17 protein-coding genes are annotated in these 15,931 nt (G+C 72.8%); 7 read left to right on the top strand and 10 right to left on the bottom strand.

Annotated elements, in window-relative coordinates:
• Position 1: 1 nt before the first annotated feature.
• Both ACFT41_RS26125 and ACFT41_RS26120 read right to left on the bottom strand, forming a co-directional pair.
• Positions 2-1,117 carry a Gfo/Idh/MocA family protein gene (locus ACFT41_RS26125; RefSeq protein WP_377586541.1) on the bottom strand — a complete coding sequence of 372 codons (1,116 nt, stop codon included), beginning with the start codon at positions 1,115-1,117 and terminating at the stop codon, positions 2-4.
• Positions 1,087-1,797 (bottom strand): ThuA domain-containing protein, encoded by a 711-nt coding sequence (locus ACFT41_RS26120; protein WP_377586543.1) that lies wholly within the window; start codon positions 1,795-1,797, stop codon positions 1,087-1,089. Before ACFT41_RS26120 ends, ACFT41_RS26125 begins: the two co-directional genes overlap by 31 nt.
• A 277-nt stretch (positions 1,798-2,074) precedes the next feature.
• Between ACFT41_RS26120 and ACFT41_RS26115 the strand changes: the two genes are divergently transcribed.
• The 6 genes from ACFT41_RS26115 (at position 2,075) to ACFT41_RS26090 (ending at position 7,872) form a co-directional block, all read left to right on the top strand.
• Positions 2,075-3,247 (top strand): 4-hydroxybenzoate 3-monooxygenase, encoded by a 1,173-nt coding sequence (locus ACFT41_RS26115; RefSeq protein ID WP_377586545.1) that lies wholly within the window; start codon positions 2,075-2,077, stop codon positions 3,245-3,247.
• Positions 3,248-3,481: 234 nt separating this feature from the next.
• Positions 3,482-4,456 (top strand): ABC transporter substrate-binding protein, encoded by a 975-nt coding sequence (locus ACFT41_RS26110; RefSeq protein WP_377586547.1) that lies wholly within the window; start codon positions 3,482-3,484, stop codon positions 4,454-4,456.
• Positions 4,457-4,530: 74 nt separating this feature from the next.
• Positions 4,531-5,331, top strand: coding sequence for an ABC transporter permease (locus ACFT41_RS26105; protein ID WP_377586549.1), 801 nt, complete (start codon positions 4,531-4,533; stop codon positions 5,329-5,331).
• Entirely contained in the window at positions 5,328-6,152 is an 825-nt protein-coding gene (locus tag ACFT41_RS26100) for an ABC transporter permease (protein ID WP_377586551.1), read from the top strand. Before ACFT41_RS26105 ends, ACFT41_RS26100 begins: the two co-directional genes overlap by 4 nt.
• Positions 6,145-6,957, top strand: coding sequence for an ABC transporter ATP-binding protein (locus tag ACFT41_RS26095; RefSeq protein ID WP_377586553.1), 813 nt, complete (start codon positions 6,145-6,147; stop codon positions 6,955-6,957). The genes ACFT41_RS26100 and ACFT41_RS26095 overlap by 8 nt, the downstream gene beginning before the upstream one ends.
• A gap of 27 nt (positions 6,958-6,984) precedes the next feature.
• The gene (locus tag ACFT41_RS26090; RefSeq protein ID WP_377586555.1) at positions 6,985-7,872 is read left to right on the top strand and encodes a PaaX family transcriptional regulator C-terminal domain-containing protein; all 888 of its coding nucleotides are present in this window, start codon (positions 6,985-6,987) and stop codon (positions 7,870-7,872) included.
• Here ACFT41_RS26090 and ACFT41_RS26085 read toward each other — a convergent pair.
• The 4 genes from ACFT41_RS26085 to ACFT41_RS26070 are packed head-to-tail and all read right to left on the bottom strand — an operon-like array spanning position 7,796 to position 11,681.
• Entirely contained in the window at positions 7,796-9,322 is a 1,527-nt protein-coding gene (locus tag ACFT41_RS26085) for a long-chain fatty acid--CoA ligase (RefSeq protein WP_377586557.1), read from the bottom strand. The two genes, ACFT41_RS26090 and ACFT41_RS26085, sit on opposite strands and share 77 nt — an antisense overlap.
• Positions 9,323-9,379: 57 nt before the next feature.
• Entirely contained in the window at positions 9,380-9,832 is a 453-nt protein-coding gene (locus ACFT41_RS26080; protein WP_377586559.1) for a MaoC family dehydratase, read from the bottom strand.
• A gap of 17 nt (positions 9,833-9,849) precedes the next feature.
• Positions 9,850-10,731, bottom strand: coding sequence for an amidohydrolase family protein (locus ACFT41_RS26075; protein WP_377586561.1), 882 nt, complete (start codon positions 10,729-10,731; stop codon positions 9,850-9,852).
• A gap of 23 nt (positions 10,732-10,754) precedes the next feature.
• Positions 10,755-11,681 (bottom strand): SDR family oxidoreductase, encoded by a 927-nt coding sequence (locus tag ACFT41_RS26070; RefSeq protein WP_377586563.1) that lies wholly within the window; start codon positions 11,679-11,681, stop codon positions 10,755-10,757.
• 83 nt (positions 11,682-11,764) lie between these two features.
• Between ACFT41_RS26070 and ACFT41_RS26065 the strand changes: the two genes are divergently transcribed.
• Positions 11,765-12,244, top strand: a complete 480-nt coding sequence (locus tag ACFT41_RS26065) for a MarR family winged helix-turn-helix transcriptional regulator (protein WP_377586565.1) — start codon at positions 11,765-11,767, stop codon at positions 12,242-12,244.
• 44 nt (positions 12,245-12,288) lie between these two features.
• Here the strand turns inward: ACFT41_RS26065 and ACFT41_RS26060 are convergent, their stop codons facing one another.
• The 4 genes from ACFT41_RS26060 to ACFT41_RS26045 form a co-directional block, all read right to left on the bottom strand.
• Complete coding sequence (locus ACFT41_RS26060) at positions 12,289-13,029, bottom strand: IclR family transcriptional regulator (protein ID WP_377586567.1); 741 nt, start codon at positions 13,027-13,029, stop codon at positions 12,289-12,291.
• A gap of 30 nt (positions 13,030-13,059) precedes the next feature.
• The gene (locus ACFT41_RS26055) at positions 13,060-14,034 is read right to left on the bottom strand and encodes a PDR/VanB family oxidoreductase (protein WP_377586569.1); all 975 of its coding nucleotides are present in this window, start codon (positions 14,032-14,034) and stop codon (positions 13,060-13,062) included.
• Positions 14,031-15,074, bottom strand: a complete 1,044-nt coding sequence (locus ACFT41_RS26050) for a Rieske 2Fe-2S domain-containing protein (protein ID WP_377586571.1) — start codon at positions 15,072-15,074, stop codon at positions 14,031-14,033. The genes ACFT41_RS26055 and ACFT41_RS26050 overlap by 4 nt, the downstream gene beginning before the upstream one ends.
• Positions 15,075-15,195: 121 nt before the next feature.
• Positions 15,196-15,931, bottom strand: a 736-nt coding sequence (locus ACFT41_RS26045; RefSeq protein WP_377614013.1) for a TIGR02679 family protein, incomplete at its 5' end; no start/stop codon positions are given.

Genomic DNA, 15,931 nt, shown 5'->3' with positions numbered 1-15,931 from the left:
GTTAGCCGCTGCGGTGACCACCGCCCCACTCCTCGGCCGGGGTGAGCGGGACGAGCGCGGGCCGCTCCACCGCCGTCGTCAGCTCGAGCCGCCGGCCCTCGGCCGCCGAACGAAGCAGGGCGGTCATCGTGTCGAGCACGTGCAGCGCGACGTCGCCGCCGGCACGCGGCGGACGCCGGCCGTCGGCGCGGACGGCGTCGATCAGACCGACGCCCCGGGCACCGTCCACATAGCCCGCCCGGGGCGCGACAGCCCGCCACTCGGTGTCACCGAGCGCGAACAGGCGGACCGCACCATCGAAGTAGTTCGGATCGGGCACGGCGAGTGTGCCGGTCTCCCCGTGCACCTCGATCGGCGCGGCCGTCGTCGCGACGCCGTCGAAGCTCGTCGTGATGGTGGACAGGGCGCCGTTGGCGTGCTCCAGCACGCCGGTGACGTGGGTGTCCACCTGCACCGGGATCCGTTGGCCCAGGCGCGGGCCCGAGCCGACAACCCGCTCGGCGCGCAGCCGGCTGGCGGCTCCGCGCACCGCGCGCACCGGCCCGAGCAGGTGGATCAGCGCCGAGATGTAGTACGGCCCCATGTCCAGCAACGGGCCGCCGCCCGGGGCGTAGTAGAAGTCGGGGTGGGGATGCCAGCGCTCGTGCCCCGGGGTCACCATGACGGCCGACGCGGACAGCGGGCGGCCGATGAGCCCGCCGTCGATCGCGGCGCGCGCCGTCTGCGTACCCGTGCCCAGGACCGTGTCCGGCGCGCACCCGACGCGGACGCCGGCCGACGCGGCCCGCTCCATGATCGAACGGCCGTCCGGGAACGCCGCGGCGAGCGGCTTCTCGACGTACACGTGCTTGCCCGCGTCGATCGCGGCGAGGGAGACCTCGGCGTGCGCCGCGGGGATCGTGAGGTTGAGCACCGTCTGCACGTCCGGGCGGTCGAGCAGGCGCTCGACGCTCGACGCCTCGGCGCCGGGAAGCTGGGCGGCGGTCGCGGCGGACCGGGAGGCGTCGAGGTCGGCCACCGCCACGATGCGCACCGCCGGGTGGTTCGCGAGCGTGTCGAGGTAGGCGCGGGAGATGACCCCGAGCCCTACGACGCCGACGCGGTGCGGGTCGCCCACACCATCCCCCTCTCGATGACGGTACGCACGCTCGGGTGCTCCAGCACCTCGAGGCTGTGCCCCGGGGTCGTCACGACGACGCGCCCAGCACCCCACTGCCGGGTCCAGATCGCCGGCGAGGTGACCGGCCGGTGCCACGGCTGCCAGGCCTGCGCCGGGTGGGTGGTGGTGGCCAGCACGTCGATCAGGTCGTCGTGCAGCACCCAGTACTGCTCGGTGACCAGCTCGATGTCGCCGATCCCCGCGGTGATCGGATGCTCCCGCCCCAGGTCGGTGATGCGTACCGGGTGCGGCAGGAAGTTGTCCTCCGCCGCACCGCGACGCTCGCACGGCTCCTTGCCCGGATGGGTCGCGAACTGGCCGCCCACCAGGTGCAGGTAGTCGGAGGACGCGCGGAACGAGTCCACGATGCCGCCGTGCCAGCCGGTGAACCCCGTCCCGGCGACGACCGCCGCGCTGAGGCCCGCCACCTGCTCCGGGGTGATCTGCGACATCGTCACGCACTGCACGACGAGGTCGGTGCCGGCCATCTCGGCGGCATCGGCGTAGACGTCCGTCGACTCCTCGACCCGCACCGCGTAGCCGCTGCGTTCGAGGAACGGGAGGAACAGCTCCGTCGCCTCGACCGGCTGGTGCCCCTCCCAGCCGCCCCGAACCACCAGTGCTCGCCGCTGCGCCACCCTCGCTCCCTTCCCTGGCCGTGGATCGGTGCCTGCCGCCCGGTCTCACCGCCTCCTCGCGCACGCTCAACCGGTCTCCGGCCGCAGAGGTCCGGGGCTGCCTTGAACGCCCGGTTCGCCGCCGGTATGCCAGCGTAGACGGTCCGCCCGGTCTACAGGGGACGGCCGGCGCGCACGGAGGCGCGGGCCGAGCGTTGACGCGGGCCGGGACCACGTGCCAACGTTCAAGAAGAGAACACCCGTTCGCCAGGCGAACGCCCCCGAGAGGATGCCGCAGATGCGTACCCAGGTCGGCATCGTCGGCGCCGGGCCGGCGGGACTCATGCTGTCGCACCTGCTGCACCTGCGCGGAGTCGAGTCCGTGGTGCTGGAGAGCCGCAGCCGCGACCACGTCGAGCACCGGGTCCGGGCCGGCGTCCTCGAACAGGGCTCGGTCGACCTGCTCTGCCGCACCGGCCTCGGCGAGCGGCTGCTCCGGGAAGGGCTGCGGCACGAGGGCATCGAACTGCGCTTCGCCGGAGAGTCGCACCGGGTGCCGATGACGGAGCTGACGGGGCGGGCGATCACCGTCTACGGGCAACAGGAGGTGGTCAGGGACCTGATCGCGGCCCGGCTCGCGGCCGGCGGCTCGATCCTCTTCGAGGCCGACGCCGTACGCCTGTCCGGTCTCGACTCGGACTCGCCGGTCGTCCACTTCCGCCGCGACGGGCGCGAGGAGGAGCTGCACTGCGACTTCGTGGCCGGCTGCGACGGGTTCCACGGGGTGAGCCGACGCGCGGTGCCCGAGGGGGTGCTGACCACCTACGAGCGGACGTACCCGTTCGCCTGGCTGGGCGTCCTCGCCGCCGCCGCGCCGGCCGTGGCGGAGCTCATCTACGCCCACCACGACCGGGGCTTCGCCCTCTACAGCATGCGTTCGCCCGAGATCTCCCGGCTGTACCTCCAGGTCGCGCCCGACGAGGACGTCGCCGCGTGGCCGGACGAGCGGATCTGGGCGGAGCTGCGGGCGCGGCTGGAGACGGTGCCGGGCTGGTCGCTCAACGAGGGACCGATCCTGGAGAAGTCCATCACCCCGATGCGCAGCTTCGTGGTCGAGCCGATGCGGTGGGAGCGGCTGTTCCTGGCCGGGGACGCCGTGCACATCGTCCCGCCCACCGGCGCGAAGGGCATGAACCTGGCCCTCGCCGACGTCGCGCTGCTCGGGGACGCCTTCGCCGCGTGGTACGACCAGGGGCGCGCCGACCTGCTGGCGGGCTACTCGGCCACGGCGCTGCGCCGGGTCTGGCGGGCGCAGCACTTCTCCTGGTGGATGACCTCGATGATGCACCGGTTGGAACGCGACGACCCGTACGAGACGAAGCTGCAGACCGCCACGCTGCGGTACGTCGCCACCTCCCGCGCCTACGCCACGAGCCTGGCCGAGAACTACGTGGGCCTGCCCGAGGTCTGACGGAAACGACCCGCCGTTCCGACGGGAGCGACGCCGCCACAGCGGAGCGTTGTTCAACCTATTCATGACGGGCGTCAAATATTCTTGACATTCGATGCCCGGGTGACTGACCATGGCCACCACAGCGGCGTGCGCCCCCACGCGGCGGTCAGTCCACCCGCAGATCCGAGGCATCCGCCGGCTTCCGACGCACCACCACCCCCGCACCACCCCCGCCCAGGAAGGGCCTCGTCAATGAAGAAGGTCATGGTTCTCGGGCTGATCGCCGCCACCGCGATCGCCCTCACCGGATGCACCGACTCCGACGCGTCCAACCCGTCCGGGCAGACCTCGGGCGACCTGCGCAAGGTCCGGGTCGCGGCGCTGCCCATCACCGAGACCGCCGCGCTGTGGGGCGGCATCGAGGCGGGCATCTTCGCCGAGCGCGGGCTCCAGGTCGAGGTGCTGCCCGCCCAGGGCGGCGCGCAGGCCATCCCCGCCCTGCTCAACGGCGACATCGACTTCGCGATCGGCCAGCCCTTCGGTCCGTTCCGGGCCGACCTGCAGAATCTCGGCGTCGTCATCATCGGCAACTACGCCTCCTCGTACGCCGACGGCGACGACATCAACGCCGTGGTGGCCTCGGCGAAGTCCGGCATCAAGCGGCCGGCCGACCTCGCGGGCAAACGGGTCGCGGTCAACAGCCTGGGCGCCGCCGGCGACGTGACGATCATGGCGGCGGTAGAGAAGGACGGCGGCGACCCGTCCAGGATCAGGTTCGTCGAGGTCGCCTTTCCCGACGCGCCGGCCCAGCTCGAGGCGGGCAACATCGACGCCGCCTGGGTGCCGGAGCCCTTCGTCACCCAACTGAAGAGCCGTGGCGACACCTTCGTCGTCGCGCCCTACCAGGCGGTCGTGCCCGGCCTGACCACCCTCACCACGATCACCACCGCCGAACGCACGGAGAAGGACGCCGAGCTGGTCGAGGACTTCTCGGCGGCGATGAAGAAGACCCTGGAGTGGGCCGAGGACCCCGCCAACGAGACGGCCGTGCGGCAGGCCATCAAGGACAATCTCCAACTGCCGCCGCCGGTGGCGGAGTCGGTGAAGCTCCCGGCGTTCGGTTGGCAGCTCGACCGGTCGAGCCTGCAGACACTCGCCGGACTCGCGCAGAAGTACAAGGTGCTCGACCAGCAGCCCGACCTCGACCGCCTCATCCGCCAGCAGTAGCCGGCGCGACCACGCCCTCCCCGGCCCCCGGACCGGGGAGAGCCCCGCCGCCCCCGCGCGACCACGGAGGTGACATGAGCGTCCTTACCGCCCGACGGGCACGGCCGCTGCGCAGGGCGTTGCTGGGCGTCGTCGGCCTGGCCGGGTTCCTCGTCGGCTGGCAGCTGATCCCGACACTGGGCCTGATCGACCCGCAGTACCTGCCGTACGTCACGGACGTGCTGGCGCGGCTGTTCGCACAACTCGTCGACCTCGCGTTCTGGCGGCGGCTGGGCAGCACCATGACGTCCTGGGCGATCGGCCTGACGGTGGCGACGTGCGCCGCCGTCGTCCTCGGCACGGTCGTCGGCCTGGTGCCGTTCCTGCGGCGCGCGACCCACACGATGGTCGAGTTCCTGCGACCGATCCCGTCGGTAGCCCTCATCCCGCTGGCCGTGCTGGTGTTCGGCATCCAGCGGCAGGCCGCCCTCGTCATCATCGTCTACGCGTCGTTCTGGCAGGTGTTCGTGCAGGTGATCTACGGCGTCGCCGACGTCGACGTGGTCGCTCGCGACACCGCCCGCAGCTTCGGTCTGCGTCGCCGCGAGCGGTTGACGCATCTCGTCCTGCCGACCACCCTGCCGTACCTGATGACGGGCCTGCGGCTCGCGGCGGCGGTCGCGCTCATCCTCGCCGTCACCGCGGAGATGGTGATCGGCAACCCCGGCCTCGGACGCATGATCGAGCTGTCCCGCTCCGCCGGGGACGCCGTCGGCCTGTACGCCCTCGTCGTGGTCACCGGCCTGCTCGGGCTGGCGGTCAACCTCGTCTTCCGGTTCGTCGAGCGCCGGGCGCTGTCGTGGCACCAGTCCGTACGAGGGGAGGAGGCCGGATGACCGCGCACCCCGGCCGGATCGCGACCACGCCGCGCGCCCGGGGCGTCGGCTCCCGCGCCGCGGCGAGCCTCAGCCACGCGCTGGGGCTGCCGATGCTGTTCCTGGTGGCCTGGGGCCTGGTGGCGACGAGAGCGACGAGCGGGTTCTTCCCCGACCCGGTGACGATCTCCGAAGCCTTCGTGGACACCTGGGTCGGTCCCGCGTTCGCGCGGGACGTGCTGCCGAGCCTCTACCGCCTCGGCCTCGGTGTCGCCGCGTCGATCGTGCTCGGCATCGCCGCCGGCACCGTCATCGGCCTGACCCCCTGGCTGCGCGAGCTGCTCGAGCCGCTGCTGGAGTTCCTCCGGGCCATCCCGCCGCCGGTGCTGATCCCCGTGGTCATGCTCCTGCTCGGCATCACCGACACCATGAAGGTGGTCGTGATCGTCTCCGGTGCGGTCTGGCCGATCCTGCTGAACACGATCGAGGGCGTACGGGCGACCGACAGCGTCATGACGGAGACCGCGCAGTCGTTCCGGGTCTCCTGGGGGGAGCGACTCTGGTTCCTCGTGCTCCCCGCCGCCAGCCCCCGGATCATGGCCGGAGTCCGGCAGGCCCTCTCGGTCGCGCTCATCCTGATGGTCATCTCCGAGATGTTCGCCTCGTCGGCCGGGCTCGGCTACCGGATCGCCTACTTCCAGCGCAACTACCTCATCGCCGAGATGTGGAGCGGCATCCTCCTGCTCGGCCTCGTCGGTGTTCTCCTCGCCGTCGCCTTCGGGCTCGTCGAACGGCGCGTCCTGCGCTGGTACCACGGAATCAGGGAGGTCAACCGTGCCTGACCGGAGCACCCTGCTGCGGGTGGAGCACCTACGCAAGGTCTACGAGTCCACGACGGGCAGCGTCGAGGCGATCGGGGACGTCAGCTTCACGACGGACGCCGGTGAACTCGTCTGCATCGTCGGGCCGTCCGGGTGCGGCAAGACCACCCTCCTGAAGTGCCTCGCCGGCCTGCTGCGGCCCACCGGCGGCGTGGTCGAGATGGACGGCGCGCCGGTGACCGGGCCCAGTCCCGCCATGGCCGTCGTCTTCCAGGAGTACGGTCGCAGCCTCTATCCGTGGCTGACGGTGCGCGGCAACGTCGAGCTGCCGCTGCGGCACAAGAAGCTCTCCCGCGCGGACCGGCACCGGCTGGTCGCCGACGCGCTCGACGCGGTGGGCCTGGCGCACGCCGCACCCAGCCACCCGTGGCAGCTCTCCGGGGGGATGCAGCAGCGCGTGGCGATCGCGCGGGCCATCGCCTACCAGCCCGAGGTCCTGATCATGGACGAACCGTTCGCCGCGGTGGACGCGCAGACCCGGGCGGACCTGGAGGACCTGGTCCGCGAGCTGCACGCCAGCCGCAGGATGTCGATCCTCTTCGTCACCCATGACATCGACGAGTCGGTCTATCTGGGCCAGCGGGTACTCGTGTTGTCCACCTCGCCGACCCGGGTCCAGGAGGATCTCGCGATCGACCTGCCGCCGGAACGCGACCAGATCGCCACCCGCGCCCTGCCCCGCTTCACGCACCTGCGCACGCACGTCCACGGCGAGATCCAGCGGGCCAAGCGCGGGCAGGCCGTCGCCCCGCGGTCCGCGCCGTGACGGCGGATTCTGCGAAAGGATCGGGCGGTGAGTAGTCGTCAGCCGAAGCAACTGCTGCTCGCCTTCTTCGGCGAGCACGTTGTCGACGGCGCCACCGGGCCGATCCGGGCGAGCGCCCTGATCCAGGTGCTGGACGGCGCGGGCGTCGCCGCGCCCGCGACGCGGGCGACCCTCGACCGTCTCGTGCGCAGCGGCATCCTCGCGCGTAGCAGGAGTGGCCGGGAGATCCTGTTCGCGCTGACCGAGCACGGGATGGCGGTGCTGCGCGAAGCGACCTACCGCGTTCGCGGTCCCCGGCCGTTCGACCCACAGGGCAGCGGGTGGACCCTGGTCACCTTCTCGGTCCCGGAGGGCCAGCGGATGCTGCGGCACCGGCTGCGTTCGACGCTGACCTGGGAGGGCTTCGCGCCGCTGCGGGACGGGCTGTGGCTGGCGCCCGGCGAGATCGACCTCGCCGGATCGCTGGAGCCGCTGCGGCAGGACCTCCCGCCCCACGCCGTGGTCGCCTTCCACGCCCGCGAACTCACCGGGTTCCCGATCGCCGAGAGCGTCCGCGCCGCGTGGGACATCGAGGCGATCCGGCGCGCGCACCTCGCGTTCATCGACGTGTGGGACGACCCGGCCGCGACGACGATGGCGCCGAGCGCCCTGACCGTGCGGACGATGCTGGTGGCGGACTGGCTCGCGCTGCTGCGGGCCGACCCGAGGCTGCCGGCCGAGTTCATGGACGCGCAGTGGCCGGCCACCCGGTCGACGGAGACCTACCGCCGGGCGCACCGCAAGCTGGCCGAGGCGTCCACGGCGGAGTTCGCCGCTCTCGTCGCGGCCCGACCCGCGGTCAGCCGCCGAAGCGGGCCCGCAGCTCGGCCTTCCGCACCTTCCCCGACGCGGTCCGCGGCAGCTCGTCCACGATGACGACGTTCTTCGGCAGCTTGTAGCGCGCGATCCGGCCGTCGAGGTGCGCCCGCACGGTGTCGGTGTCCACGGACGCCCCCTCCCGTACGGTGACGATCGCCCACGGCACCTCCCCCCAGCGCTCGTCCGGCACGCCGATGACCGCCGCCGAGACCACCCCGTCGATCTCGCCGAGCAGCTGTTCGACCTCGGCCGGGTAGATGTTCTCGCCGCCCGAGATGATCATGTCCTTGAGCCGGCCGGAGATGTAGAGGTAACCGTCGGCGTCCAGGTGGCCCAGATCGCCGGAGCGGAACCACCCGTCGTCCGTGAACGCCTCGGCGGTCGCCTCCGCGAGCCCGTGGTAGCCGGGGAAGACGTTGGGCCCGGCCACCTCGATCTCGCCGACCTCGCCGGTGCACGCCGGTCGCCCGGTCGCTTCGGTGACCCGCACGTCGGTGAAGAAGTGCGGCAGACCGACGCTGCCCCGCTTGGCGCGGGTCATCGCCGGCGGCAGCGCGGTCGCGCCCGGGGCCGCCTCCGTCATGCCGTACCCCTGCGAGAACGACAGGCCCCGCGCCTCGTAGGCGTCGAGGATGCGCGCCGGCACGGCCGAGCCGCCGCAGGTGAGCTTCGCCAGCGTCGACAGGTCGGTCGAGGCCCAGGCGGGATGGTCGGCCAGCAACTGGTAGGTGGTCGGCACACCGCTGAGCATGGTGACCCCGTGCCGCTCGATCTGCGCGAGCGCGCGGCCCGGCTCGAAGCCATTCTCGACGACCATGGTGGCGCCCTTGAGGATGACGGGCAGGGCACCCATCCCGAGCGAGGCGACGTGGAACAGCGGCGAGATCATGAGCGCCACGTCGGTCGAGACGATGTCGTAGTCGACCACGCAGTTGAGCGCTACCCAGGTGAGGTTCCCGTGGGTCAGCACCGCGCCCTTGGCCCGGCCGGTGGTGCCCGAGGTGTAGACGATCGCCGCCGGGTCCCGGTGGTCGGTGTCGGCCGGGCCGGTGGCCCCGGCGTCGGCGGCCCGCGCCAGGTCGGCCAGGCCCGGCCGGTCCGGGCCGCCCTCGCCGGTGACGATGACGTACGGGGGCCGGGCAGCCGGCAGGGCGGCGGCCACCGGCACCGCGAAGTCGGGGTCGTGGATCAGCACGCGCGCGCCGCAGTCGGCGAGGACGTGGCCGACCTCGGGTGGCGCGAGGCGGGTGTTGAGCGGCACGAAGACCGCCCCGACCTGCGCCGCCCCGAACATCACCTGGAGGAACTCCGGGCTGTTCTCACCCAGGTAGGCGACGGCGTCGCCCTTGCCGACGCCCCGCTGGCGCAGCACCGCCGAGACCCGGTCCACGGCGTCGGCGAACTGGCGGTACGTCACGGTCGAACCCTCGCCGTGGATGAGGGCGACCTTGTCCGGGGACTTGAGCCGGCGCCTGGCCACCCAGGCGCCGATTCCGTGCTGGTGCATCATCAGTCTCCTGGTGGTGGAGGTGGTGTGCTCATCCGGCCCGGCGGACGCCCCGGCTCAGGCGTAGAAGCGGTAGAGCCCGCGCGCGACGACCGCCGGTTTGCTCCCGCCCTCGATCTCGATCGTCTGGTCGACGACGAGCTGGTAGCCGCCGCGGACCTCGACGACCTCGACGACGGTGGCCTGCATGCGCACCCGCGACCCGACCGCGACCGGCGCGGGGAAGCGCACCCTGTCGAGGCCGTAGTTCACCTTCGTGGACACGCCCTTGACCTCCAGCAGCTCGGTCCAGAAGGGAACGGCCAGCGAGAGGGTGAGGAAGCCGTGTGCGATCGGCGCGCCGAACGGGCCGGTCCTCGCCCGCTCCGGATCGACGTGGATCCACTGGTGGTCGTCGGTGGCGTCCGCGAACAGGTTCACCTGGTCCTGGCTGACCGTCCGGTAACCGGTGTAGCCCAGATCGGTGCCGGCGAGGTCGGCGAGCCGCTCGTAGGTGATGGTCGTCGTCATGACGCTTCCTCTCGTCGTCACCGGGCGAGGCCCAGCAGCCGGGCCGCGTTGTCCTTCAGGATGCCCGGGAGCACGTCCGGCCTGAGGTCGGTGGCCGCCACGTCGCGCAGCCAGCGGTCGGGGGTGAGCAGGGGGTAGTCGGTGCCGAAGAGCACCCGTCGCCTCAGCATCGAATTGGCGTGGCGCACCAGCTCGGCCGGGAAGTACTTCGGGCTCCAGCCGGACAGGTCGATCCAGGTGTTGTGCTTGTGCGTGGCCACCGACAGCGCCTCGTCCTGCCAGGGCACCGACGGGTGGGCCATGACGATCTGCAGGTCGGGGAAGTCGGCGGCGATCGGGTCGAGCAGGATCGGGTTCGACAGGCCGAGCCGCAGGCCGTAGCCACCCGGTGTCCCGGCGCCGATGCCGGTCTGCCCGGTGTGGAAGATCGCCGGGACGCCGGCCCGCTCGATCAGGCCCCACAGCGGCGCGTACTCGTCGTGGCTGGGGTCGAATCCCTGCACGGTGGGGTGGAACTTGAATCCGCGTACGCCCTCCTGCTCGATCAGCCGGGCGGCGAGTTCGAGGGCCGCCTCGCCGGTGCGCGGGTCGACCGATCCGAAGGGGATGAGCACGTCGGCGTGCTCGGCCGCCGCGCGGGCGATGTCGGCGCTGGCCAGCGGCCGGTGCTTCAGCTGGGTACGCGCGTCCACGGTGAAGACGACGGCGGCCATGTCGCGCTCGCGGTAGTACTGCGCCACCGCCCCGACCGCGGGCCGTGGCCCGTCCGTCCTGAAGTATGCCGACGCCGCCGCCACGAGCGGCTCGGGCAGTGAGGCGTGGCCGTCGTCGTCGACCTCGATGTGCACGTGCATGTCGATCGCCGTGACGGCGTCGAGGTCGATCGCGGGCTGGTACATGGGTCCAACCTTCGTCGGGCGGGTCAGGAGGTCGCGGGCCGGAACTCCTCGGGAAGCTCCGGGAAGCGCTCGCCGACGCTCTGCGCGGCCCCGGCGAAGGTCGTCGGCCAGGCCTCCCGCAGCGCGTCGTAGGTCCAGCCGCCCGCGCGGTGGACGGTCAGCGCCGCCTCCGGGTGGGTCCAGATCTGGAGGCGGTCGCCACCCACCCCGATCACCTGGCCGGTCACCGAGGCCGCCGCGTCGGAGCCGAGGAACGCGACGAGCCCGGCCACGTCGTCCGCCGTGCCGAACCCGAGATCGTGCCGGAAGAACGCGGGCATCGGCTCGCCGTTCGCTTCGGCCCGCACCGCTGCGGCGAAGTAGGGGACGGTGGCGGTCATCGCGGTCACGGCGACCGGGACGACGGTGTTGGCGGTGATGGCGGCCCGTTTGAGCTCCAGCGCCCAGGTGCGGACCATGCCCACGATGCCCGCCTTGGCCGCCGCGTAGTTGGTCTGGCCGAAGTTGCCCCGCTGCCCGGTGGGCGACCCGATGCAGATGATCCGGCCGCCCTCACCGGCCTGCCGCATGTGCTGCACCGCCTCGCGGGCGGTGGTGAAGGTGCCGCGCAGGTGCACGTTGACGACGGTGTCGAAGTCCTCGTCGCTCATCTTCCACAGCACGGTGTCGCGCAGGACACCGGCGTTGGTGACGAGGATGTCCAACCGCCCGAAGTGTGCGACCGCCGTGGCGACGAGTTCCTTCGCGGTCTCGGTCGGGCCGACCGGTGCGACCACCGCGACGGCCCGGCCGCCGGACGCCTGGATAGCCGCCACGGCGTCGGCCGTGGCCTCGGCGTCGACGTCGTTGACCACGACGGACGCGCCCCGCCGCGCCAGCTCCCGTGCGTAGGCCAGGCCGAGGCCCCGCCCGGATCCGGTGACGATGGCGACTTTGCCGTCCAGTGACATGGATGCTCCTTCGCGTCGATGCCGATCTGAGCACGATCCATTGATAAAGTCAATTATTGACAGAACTTGCTATCATCGGCCGCATGTCGCCAACTGGGAAGACCCGGCCGACCGGACACGACCGGCTGCGGGACAGCGTGCTCGCCGGCGACCTGAGCTTCCTGCTGGCCCGCGCCAACGCGCTCACGCTCGCGGCGGCGAACGCCGCCCTCGCCGAGCACGGGCTGAAGGCACGCTCCTACTCGGTGCTCGCCCTGGCCGCCGACGACGCCCGCCCCACCCAGCGGGAACTCGCCGAGTTCCTCCGCCTCGACCCGAGCCAGGTCGTCGCCCTCATCGACGGGCTGGAGCGGCGTCAGCTCGTCGAGCGGCGCACCGACCCCGCCGACCGCCGCGCGAACGTCCTCGTCGCCACCGACGCCGGTCGGGCCCTGTTCACCCGCGCCCAGGCCGCCGCGCGGTCCGTGGAGCTGGGCCTGCTGGCCGCCGTGCCGCCCGAGGACCACGAGCGGCTGGCCCACCTGCTGCGCACGGCCGCCGGCCTGGCCCACCCGCTGCCGTGACCGGCCGACCCCCGCTGGGCGATTCAGCGCAGCGGCGTGCCCGATCAGCGCAGCGCCCGGGAGAGCACCCGGCCCGCCGCCCGCACCAGTGGGGCCAGCGCCGCCGGCTCCGCCCGGTCGTGGGCGACCACCAGCGAGATCGCCGCCACCACACCCTCCGGCGCGCGGATCGGCGCGGCCACCGAGAGGGCGTCCATGGTGACCTGACGGTCGCTGACCGCATAGCCGGCCCGGCGCACGTCAGCGAGGCAGCGGCGCAGCCGCCCCGGGTCGGTGACGGTCAGTTCGGTGTACCGCTGAAGCGGCGCGGCCAGCACCTGCTCCTGCACCTCGGCGGGCGCGTGGGCGAGCAGGACCAGCCCGACGCCGGTGGCGTGCAGCGCGAAGCGGCCACCCACCCGGGTGAGCACCGGCACCGCGTGCCGCCCGGCGATCCGTTCGATGAAGACGAGCTCGAGGTCCTGCCGGACGGCGAGCTGGACGTTCTCGTGGGTCACCTCGTACAGGTCCTCCATGACCGGAAGGGCCACCTCCCGCAACCCCAGACCCCGCGGAGCGAGCGAGCCCACCTCCCACAGCCGCAGGCCGATCCGGTACCGCCCGTCGTCGCCGCGCTCCAGCGCCCCCCACGCGAGCAGCTCCGCCGCCCGCCGGTGCGCGGTGGGCAACGGCAGCCCCGCGCGACGGGCCAGCTCGGTCAGGGTCAACGCCGGGCTGGCCGGGCTGAACGCGTCGAGCAGCGCCAGCGCCCGGCTCGTCACCGACCGTCCCGGTTGCCCGCGCATCCCGCCATCATCCCCGCCCGCGCCGGCCGGTCACAGCTCCAGCACGAGCCGGGGCGTACGGGCCCGGGAGACACAGATCATCATGGTGTCCCCGGCGGCCCGCTCCCGCTCGGTGAGCAGGCTGTCGCGGTGCTCGGGCACGCCGGCGAGCACCGGGGTCTCGCAGGTGCCGCAGGTGCCCTCCCGGCAGGACGAGAGGACCTGCACGCCGGCCTCCTCCACCGCACACAGGATCGGCGTGCCCGGCGGCACGGTCACCGTCCGCCCGGAGAGCGCGAGTACGACCTCGAACGCCGCCTCCTCCCCGCCGGTGTCGCCCCTCGGGGTGAAGCGCTCGACGTGCAGGCAGCCGGGCGGCCACCCACGACAATACTCCTCCACCGCCCTGACCAGCGGTTCCGGGCCGCAGCAGTAGACGAGCCCGACGCCGGGCCCGGCCAACAGGGCGGCCAGGTCCAGCAACCCGGTCTCGTCCTGCGGATGCAGGCCCACCCGGTCGCCGTAACGCTCCCGCAGGGTCGCGGCGAAGGCCATGGTGGCGCGACTGCGTCCCCCGTACGCCAGCCGCCAGTCGGCGCCCCCGGCGTCGGCGACGGCCACCATCGGCACGATCGGGGTGATGCCGATGCCGCCGGCCACGAAGAGGTAACGCCGCGCCGGGACCAGCCGGAAGGTGTTGCGCGGGCCGTGCACCCGGACGGTGGCGCCGACGGTGAGCCGCTCGTGCACCAGCCGGGAGCCGCCGCGCCCGCCCGGCTCGCGCTGCACCGCGACCCGCAGGGCGGACCGGTCCGCCGGGTCGCCGCAGAGGGAGTACTGGCGCACCAGCCCAGGGCCCAACTCCAGGTCGACGTGCGCGCCCGGCGTCCACCCGGGCAGGTCACCGCCGCCCGGGCGGCCCAGGCTGAGCGCGACGACCTCCGCCGCCACCTGGTCCCGGGCCGCCACCACCAGCTCCACACCGGCCAGCTCGTCCCCGCCGACCGCGCCGGCTCGGAAGCTCACCGCGCCGCTCCCACCGTCCCCGACCCGACCATCCGGGCCAGCAGCCGCCGGGCGGCCAGACCACCGGTGTCGATGTTGATGCTCAACTCCTGGTAGCGGTCCGGCTCGGCCGCGATCACCCGCTCCAGGATGTCGAGCGCCGCCACGTCCTGCATGACCACGGTGTGGTTGCTGTGGTGGAGGTACTCGCTGACCGACTCGTCGTCGATCGCGAAGTCACGCGCCACCGCCCAGAAGTCGTAGGTGGTGTGCTCGGTCGACGGGGTGATGGCGTACACGATCTCGGCGTGGAAGGCCCCGCTGTCCGCACCCTCGGCCGGCGGCAGCACACCCTGCGGCGCGATCCGGCTGTGCAGCAGATAGAGGCAGGGCGGGTGGTACTCGATGTCCTGCCACCGGGTGATCCGGCCCTGGATCCCGGTCGAACGCGCGTAGAACGGCGGGCACTCGGCGTCGTCCATGTGCCGGCTGACGCGGACGACGCCCAGGTCCTCGTCCACCTCGGTGGTGATCGGGGTGTCCGCCACCTCCGGCGTGCCGATATAGCCACCGTGCAGATAGGTCTCGTGGGACAGGTCCATGAGGTTGTCCACCAACAGGCCGTACCGCGCGTTCAGCGGAGCCATGCCGCGCACCACCGCGTACCGGGGGTCGGCCAGCCACGGCGCGCGGGGAATCGCGGCCGGGTCGGCCCGGTCCCGGTCGCCGATCCACACCCAGACGAAGGAGTCCTGCTCCACCACGGGATACGAGGTGACCCGCGCGGTGCGCGGAATGCGCTGCTGGCCCGGCACGAAGACGCACGCGCCGGTCGGGTCGTAGGTGAAGCCGTGGTACCCGCAGACGATCGTGTCCCCGTCGAGCCGGCTCTCCGAGAGCGGGTAGCGCCGGTGCACGCACCGGTCGGCGAGCGCCACCGCCTCCCCGGCACCGGTGCGGTACAGCACCAGCGGCTCACCGAGCACCGTGCGGGCGAGCAGGCCCCGCCCGACCTCGCCACCGTAGGCCGCCACATACCACTGGTCACGGGCGAACACCATGCGACCGGCCTCCTCCTGGACGAACGCCGATGGAGCCGAATCATCCCGTGCGGCGTCCACGGCGGGAACCGGAGCTTTCACTGAATGAAAGCCGTGGTGTGCGGCCCGGGCAAGGCGGTAGCTATCGATCACCGGCAATCAGCTCATCGAGAAGCTCGTCGAGGACCAGCTCCTCCTCCACCGGCACCCCGGCCTCGCGCATCGCCGCGCCGAGCTGCGGGTCCCAGGCCGCCTCGACCCGCGTGTCCGGCAGCCGCCGCGCGGTGTCGGCGCCCGCAGTCCGATCCGCGACCACGGCCCGGTAGTCGTCGGCCCGGTAGCGCCACGGCTGCCACGGCACCCGGGCGTGCAGCAGATTGGCGATCCGCAGCCCGCCCCAGTCGAAGTCGCCGTGGTAGTAGAGCGTCGCTCCGGAGCCGGTCAGCACGGTCAGCAACCGCAGCGCAGCCGTCGTCGGCTGCCCGGCGACGCAGACCAGCGGCGGGCAGGCCGGCCCGAACCGATCGGCCGCCGCCGCCAGCACGGTCGGGTTCTCGCATGCGTACACCGGTGCCGCCGCGAACAGCGGCTCATCCCGAGCGAGTTGCCGCAGGGTCAGCACCACCGGCTCACCGGCCACGGCGGCGGGCCCGGCGAGGCGGTGCAGCCGGCACCCAGGCAACGTCGGCAGGTTCAGCGCCAGCACCGTGGACGACAGCTCGTCGAGGAGCACGCCCGCGGCGTACCAGAGCATCCGGCGCTGCGCGGCCGCCGACTCCGGCAACGGACCACTTCCCCACCAGCAGGACCGGATGGCCGAGCGGACCAGGGTCGCCAGTGGCCGGTCCGGGTCGAGCGCGTGCGCGTCCCCGGTGGTC

Origin of the sequence: Micromonospora sp. NPDC057141 (assembly GCF_042670805.1) — a bacterium.
Classification (GTDB): Bacteria; Actinomycetota; Actinomycetes; order Mycobacteriales; family Micromonosporaceae; genus Micromonospora.
This window is presented reverse-complemented; position numbering and strand designations above follow the sequence as displayed.

Excerpts from the sequence above, each read along its gene's own strand:
- ACFT41_RS26115 (WP_377586545.1), top strand. The coding sequence starts at position 2,075 with ATGCGTACCCAGGTCGGCATCGTCGGCGCCGGGCCGGCGGGACTCATG.
- ACFT41_RS26110 (WP_377586547.1), top strand. The coding sequence starts at position 3,482 with ATGAAGAAGGTCATGGTTCTCGGGCTGATCGCCGCCACCGCGATCGCC.
- ACFT41_RS26105 (WP_377586549.1), top strand. The coding sequence starts at position 4,531 with ATGAGCGTCCTTACCGCCCGACGGGCACGGCCGCTGCGCAGGGCGTTG.
- ACFT41_RS26100 (WP_377586551.1), top strand. The coding sequence starts at position 5,328 with ATGACCGCGCACCCCGGCCGGATCGCGACCACGCCGCGCGCCCGGGGC.
- ACFT41_RS26085 (WP_377586557.1), bottom strand. The coding sequence starts at position 9,322 with ATGCACCAGCACGGAATCGGCGCCTGGGTGGCCAGGCGCCGGCTCAAG.
- ACFT41_RS26080 (WP_377586559.1), bottom strand. The coding sequence starts at position 9,832 with ATGACGACGACCATCACCTACGAGCGGCTCGCCGACCTCGCCGGCACC.
- ACFT41_RS26075 (WP_377586561.1), bottom strand. The coding sequence starts at position 10,731 with ATGTACCAGCCCGCGATCGACCTCGACGCCGTCACGGCGATCGACATG.
- ACFT41_RS26070 (WP_377586563.1), bottom strand. The coding sequence starts at position 11,681 with ATGTCACTGGACGGCAAAGTCGCCATCGTCACCGGATCCGGGCGGGGC.
- ACFT41_RS26065 (WP_377586565.1), top strand. The coding sequence starts at position 11,765 with ATGTCGCCAACTGGGAAGACCCGGCCGACCGGACACGACCGGCTGCGG.
- ACFT41_RS26060 (WP_377586567.1), bottom strand. The coding sequence starts at position 13,029 with ATGCGCGGGCAACCGGGACGGTCGGTGACGAGCCGGGCGCTGGCGCTG.
- ACFT41_RS26050 (WP_377586571.1), bottom strand. The coding sequence starts at position 15,074 with ATGGTGTTCGCCCGTGACCAGTGGTATGTGGCGGCCTACGGTGGCGAG.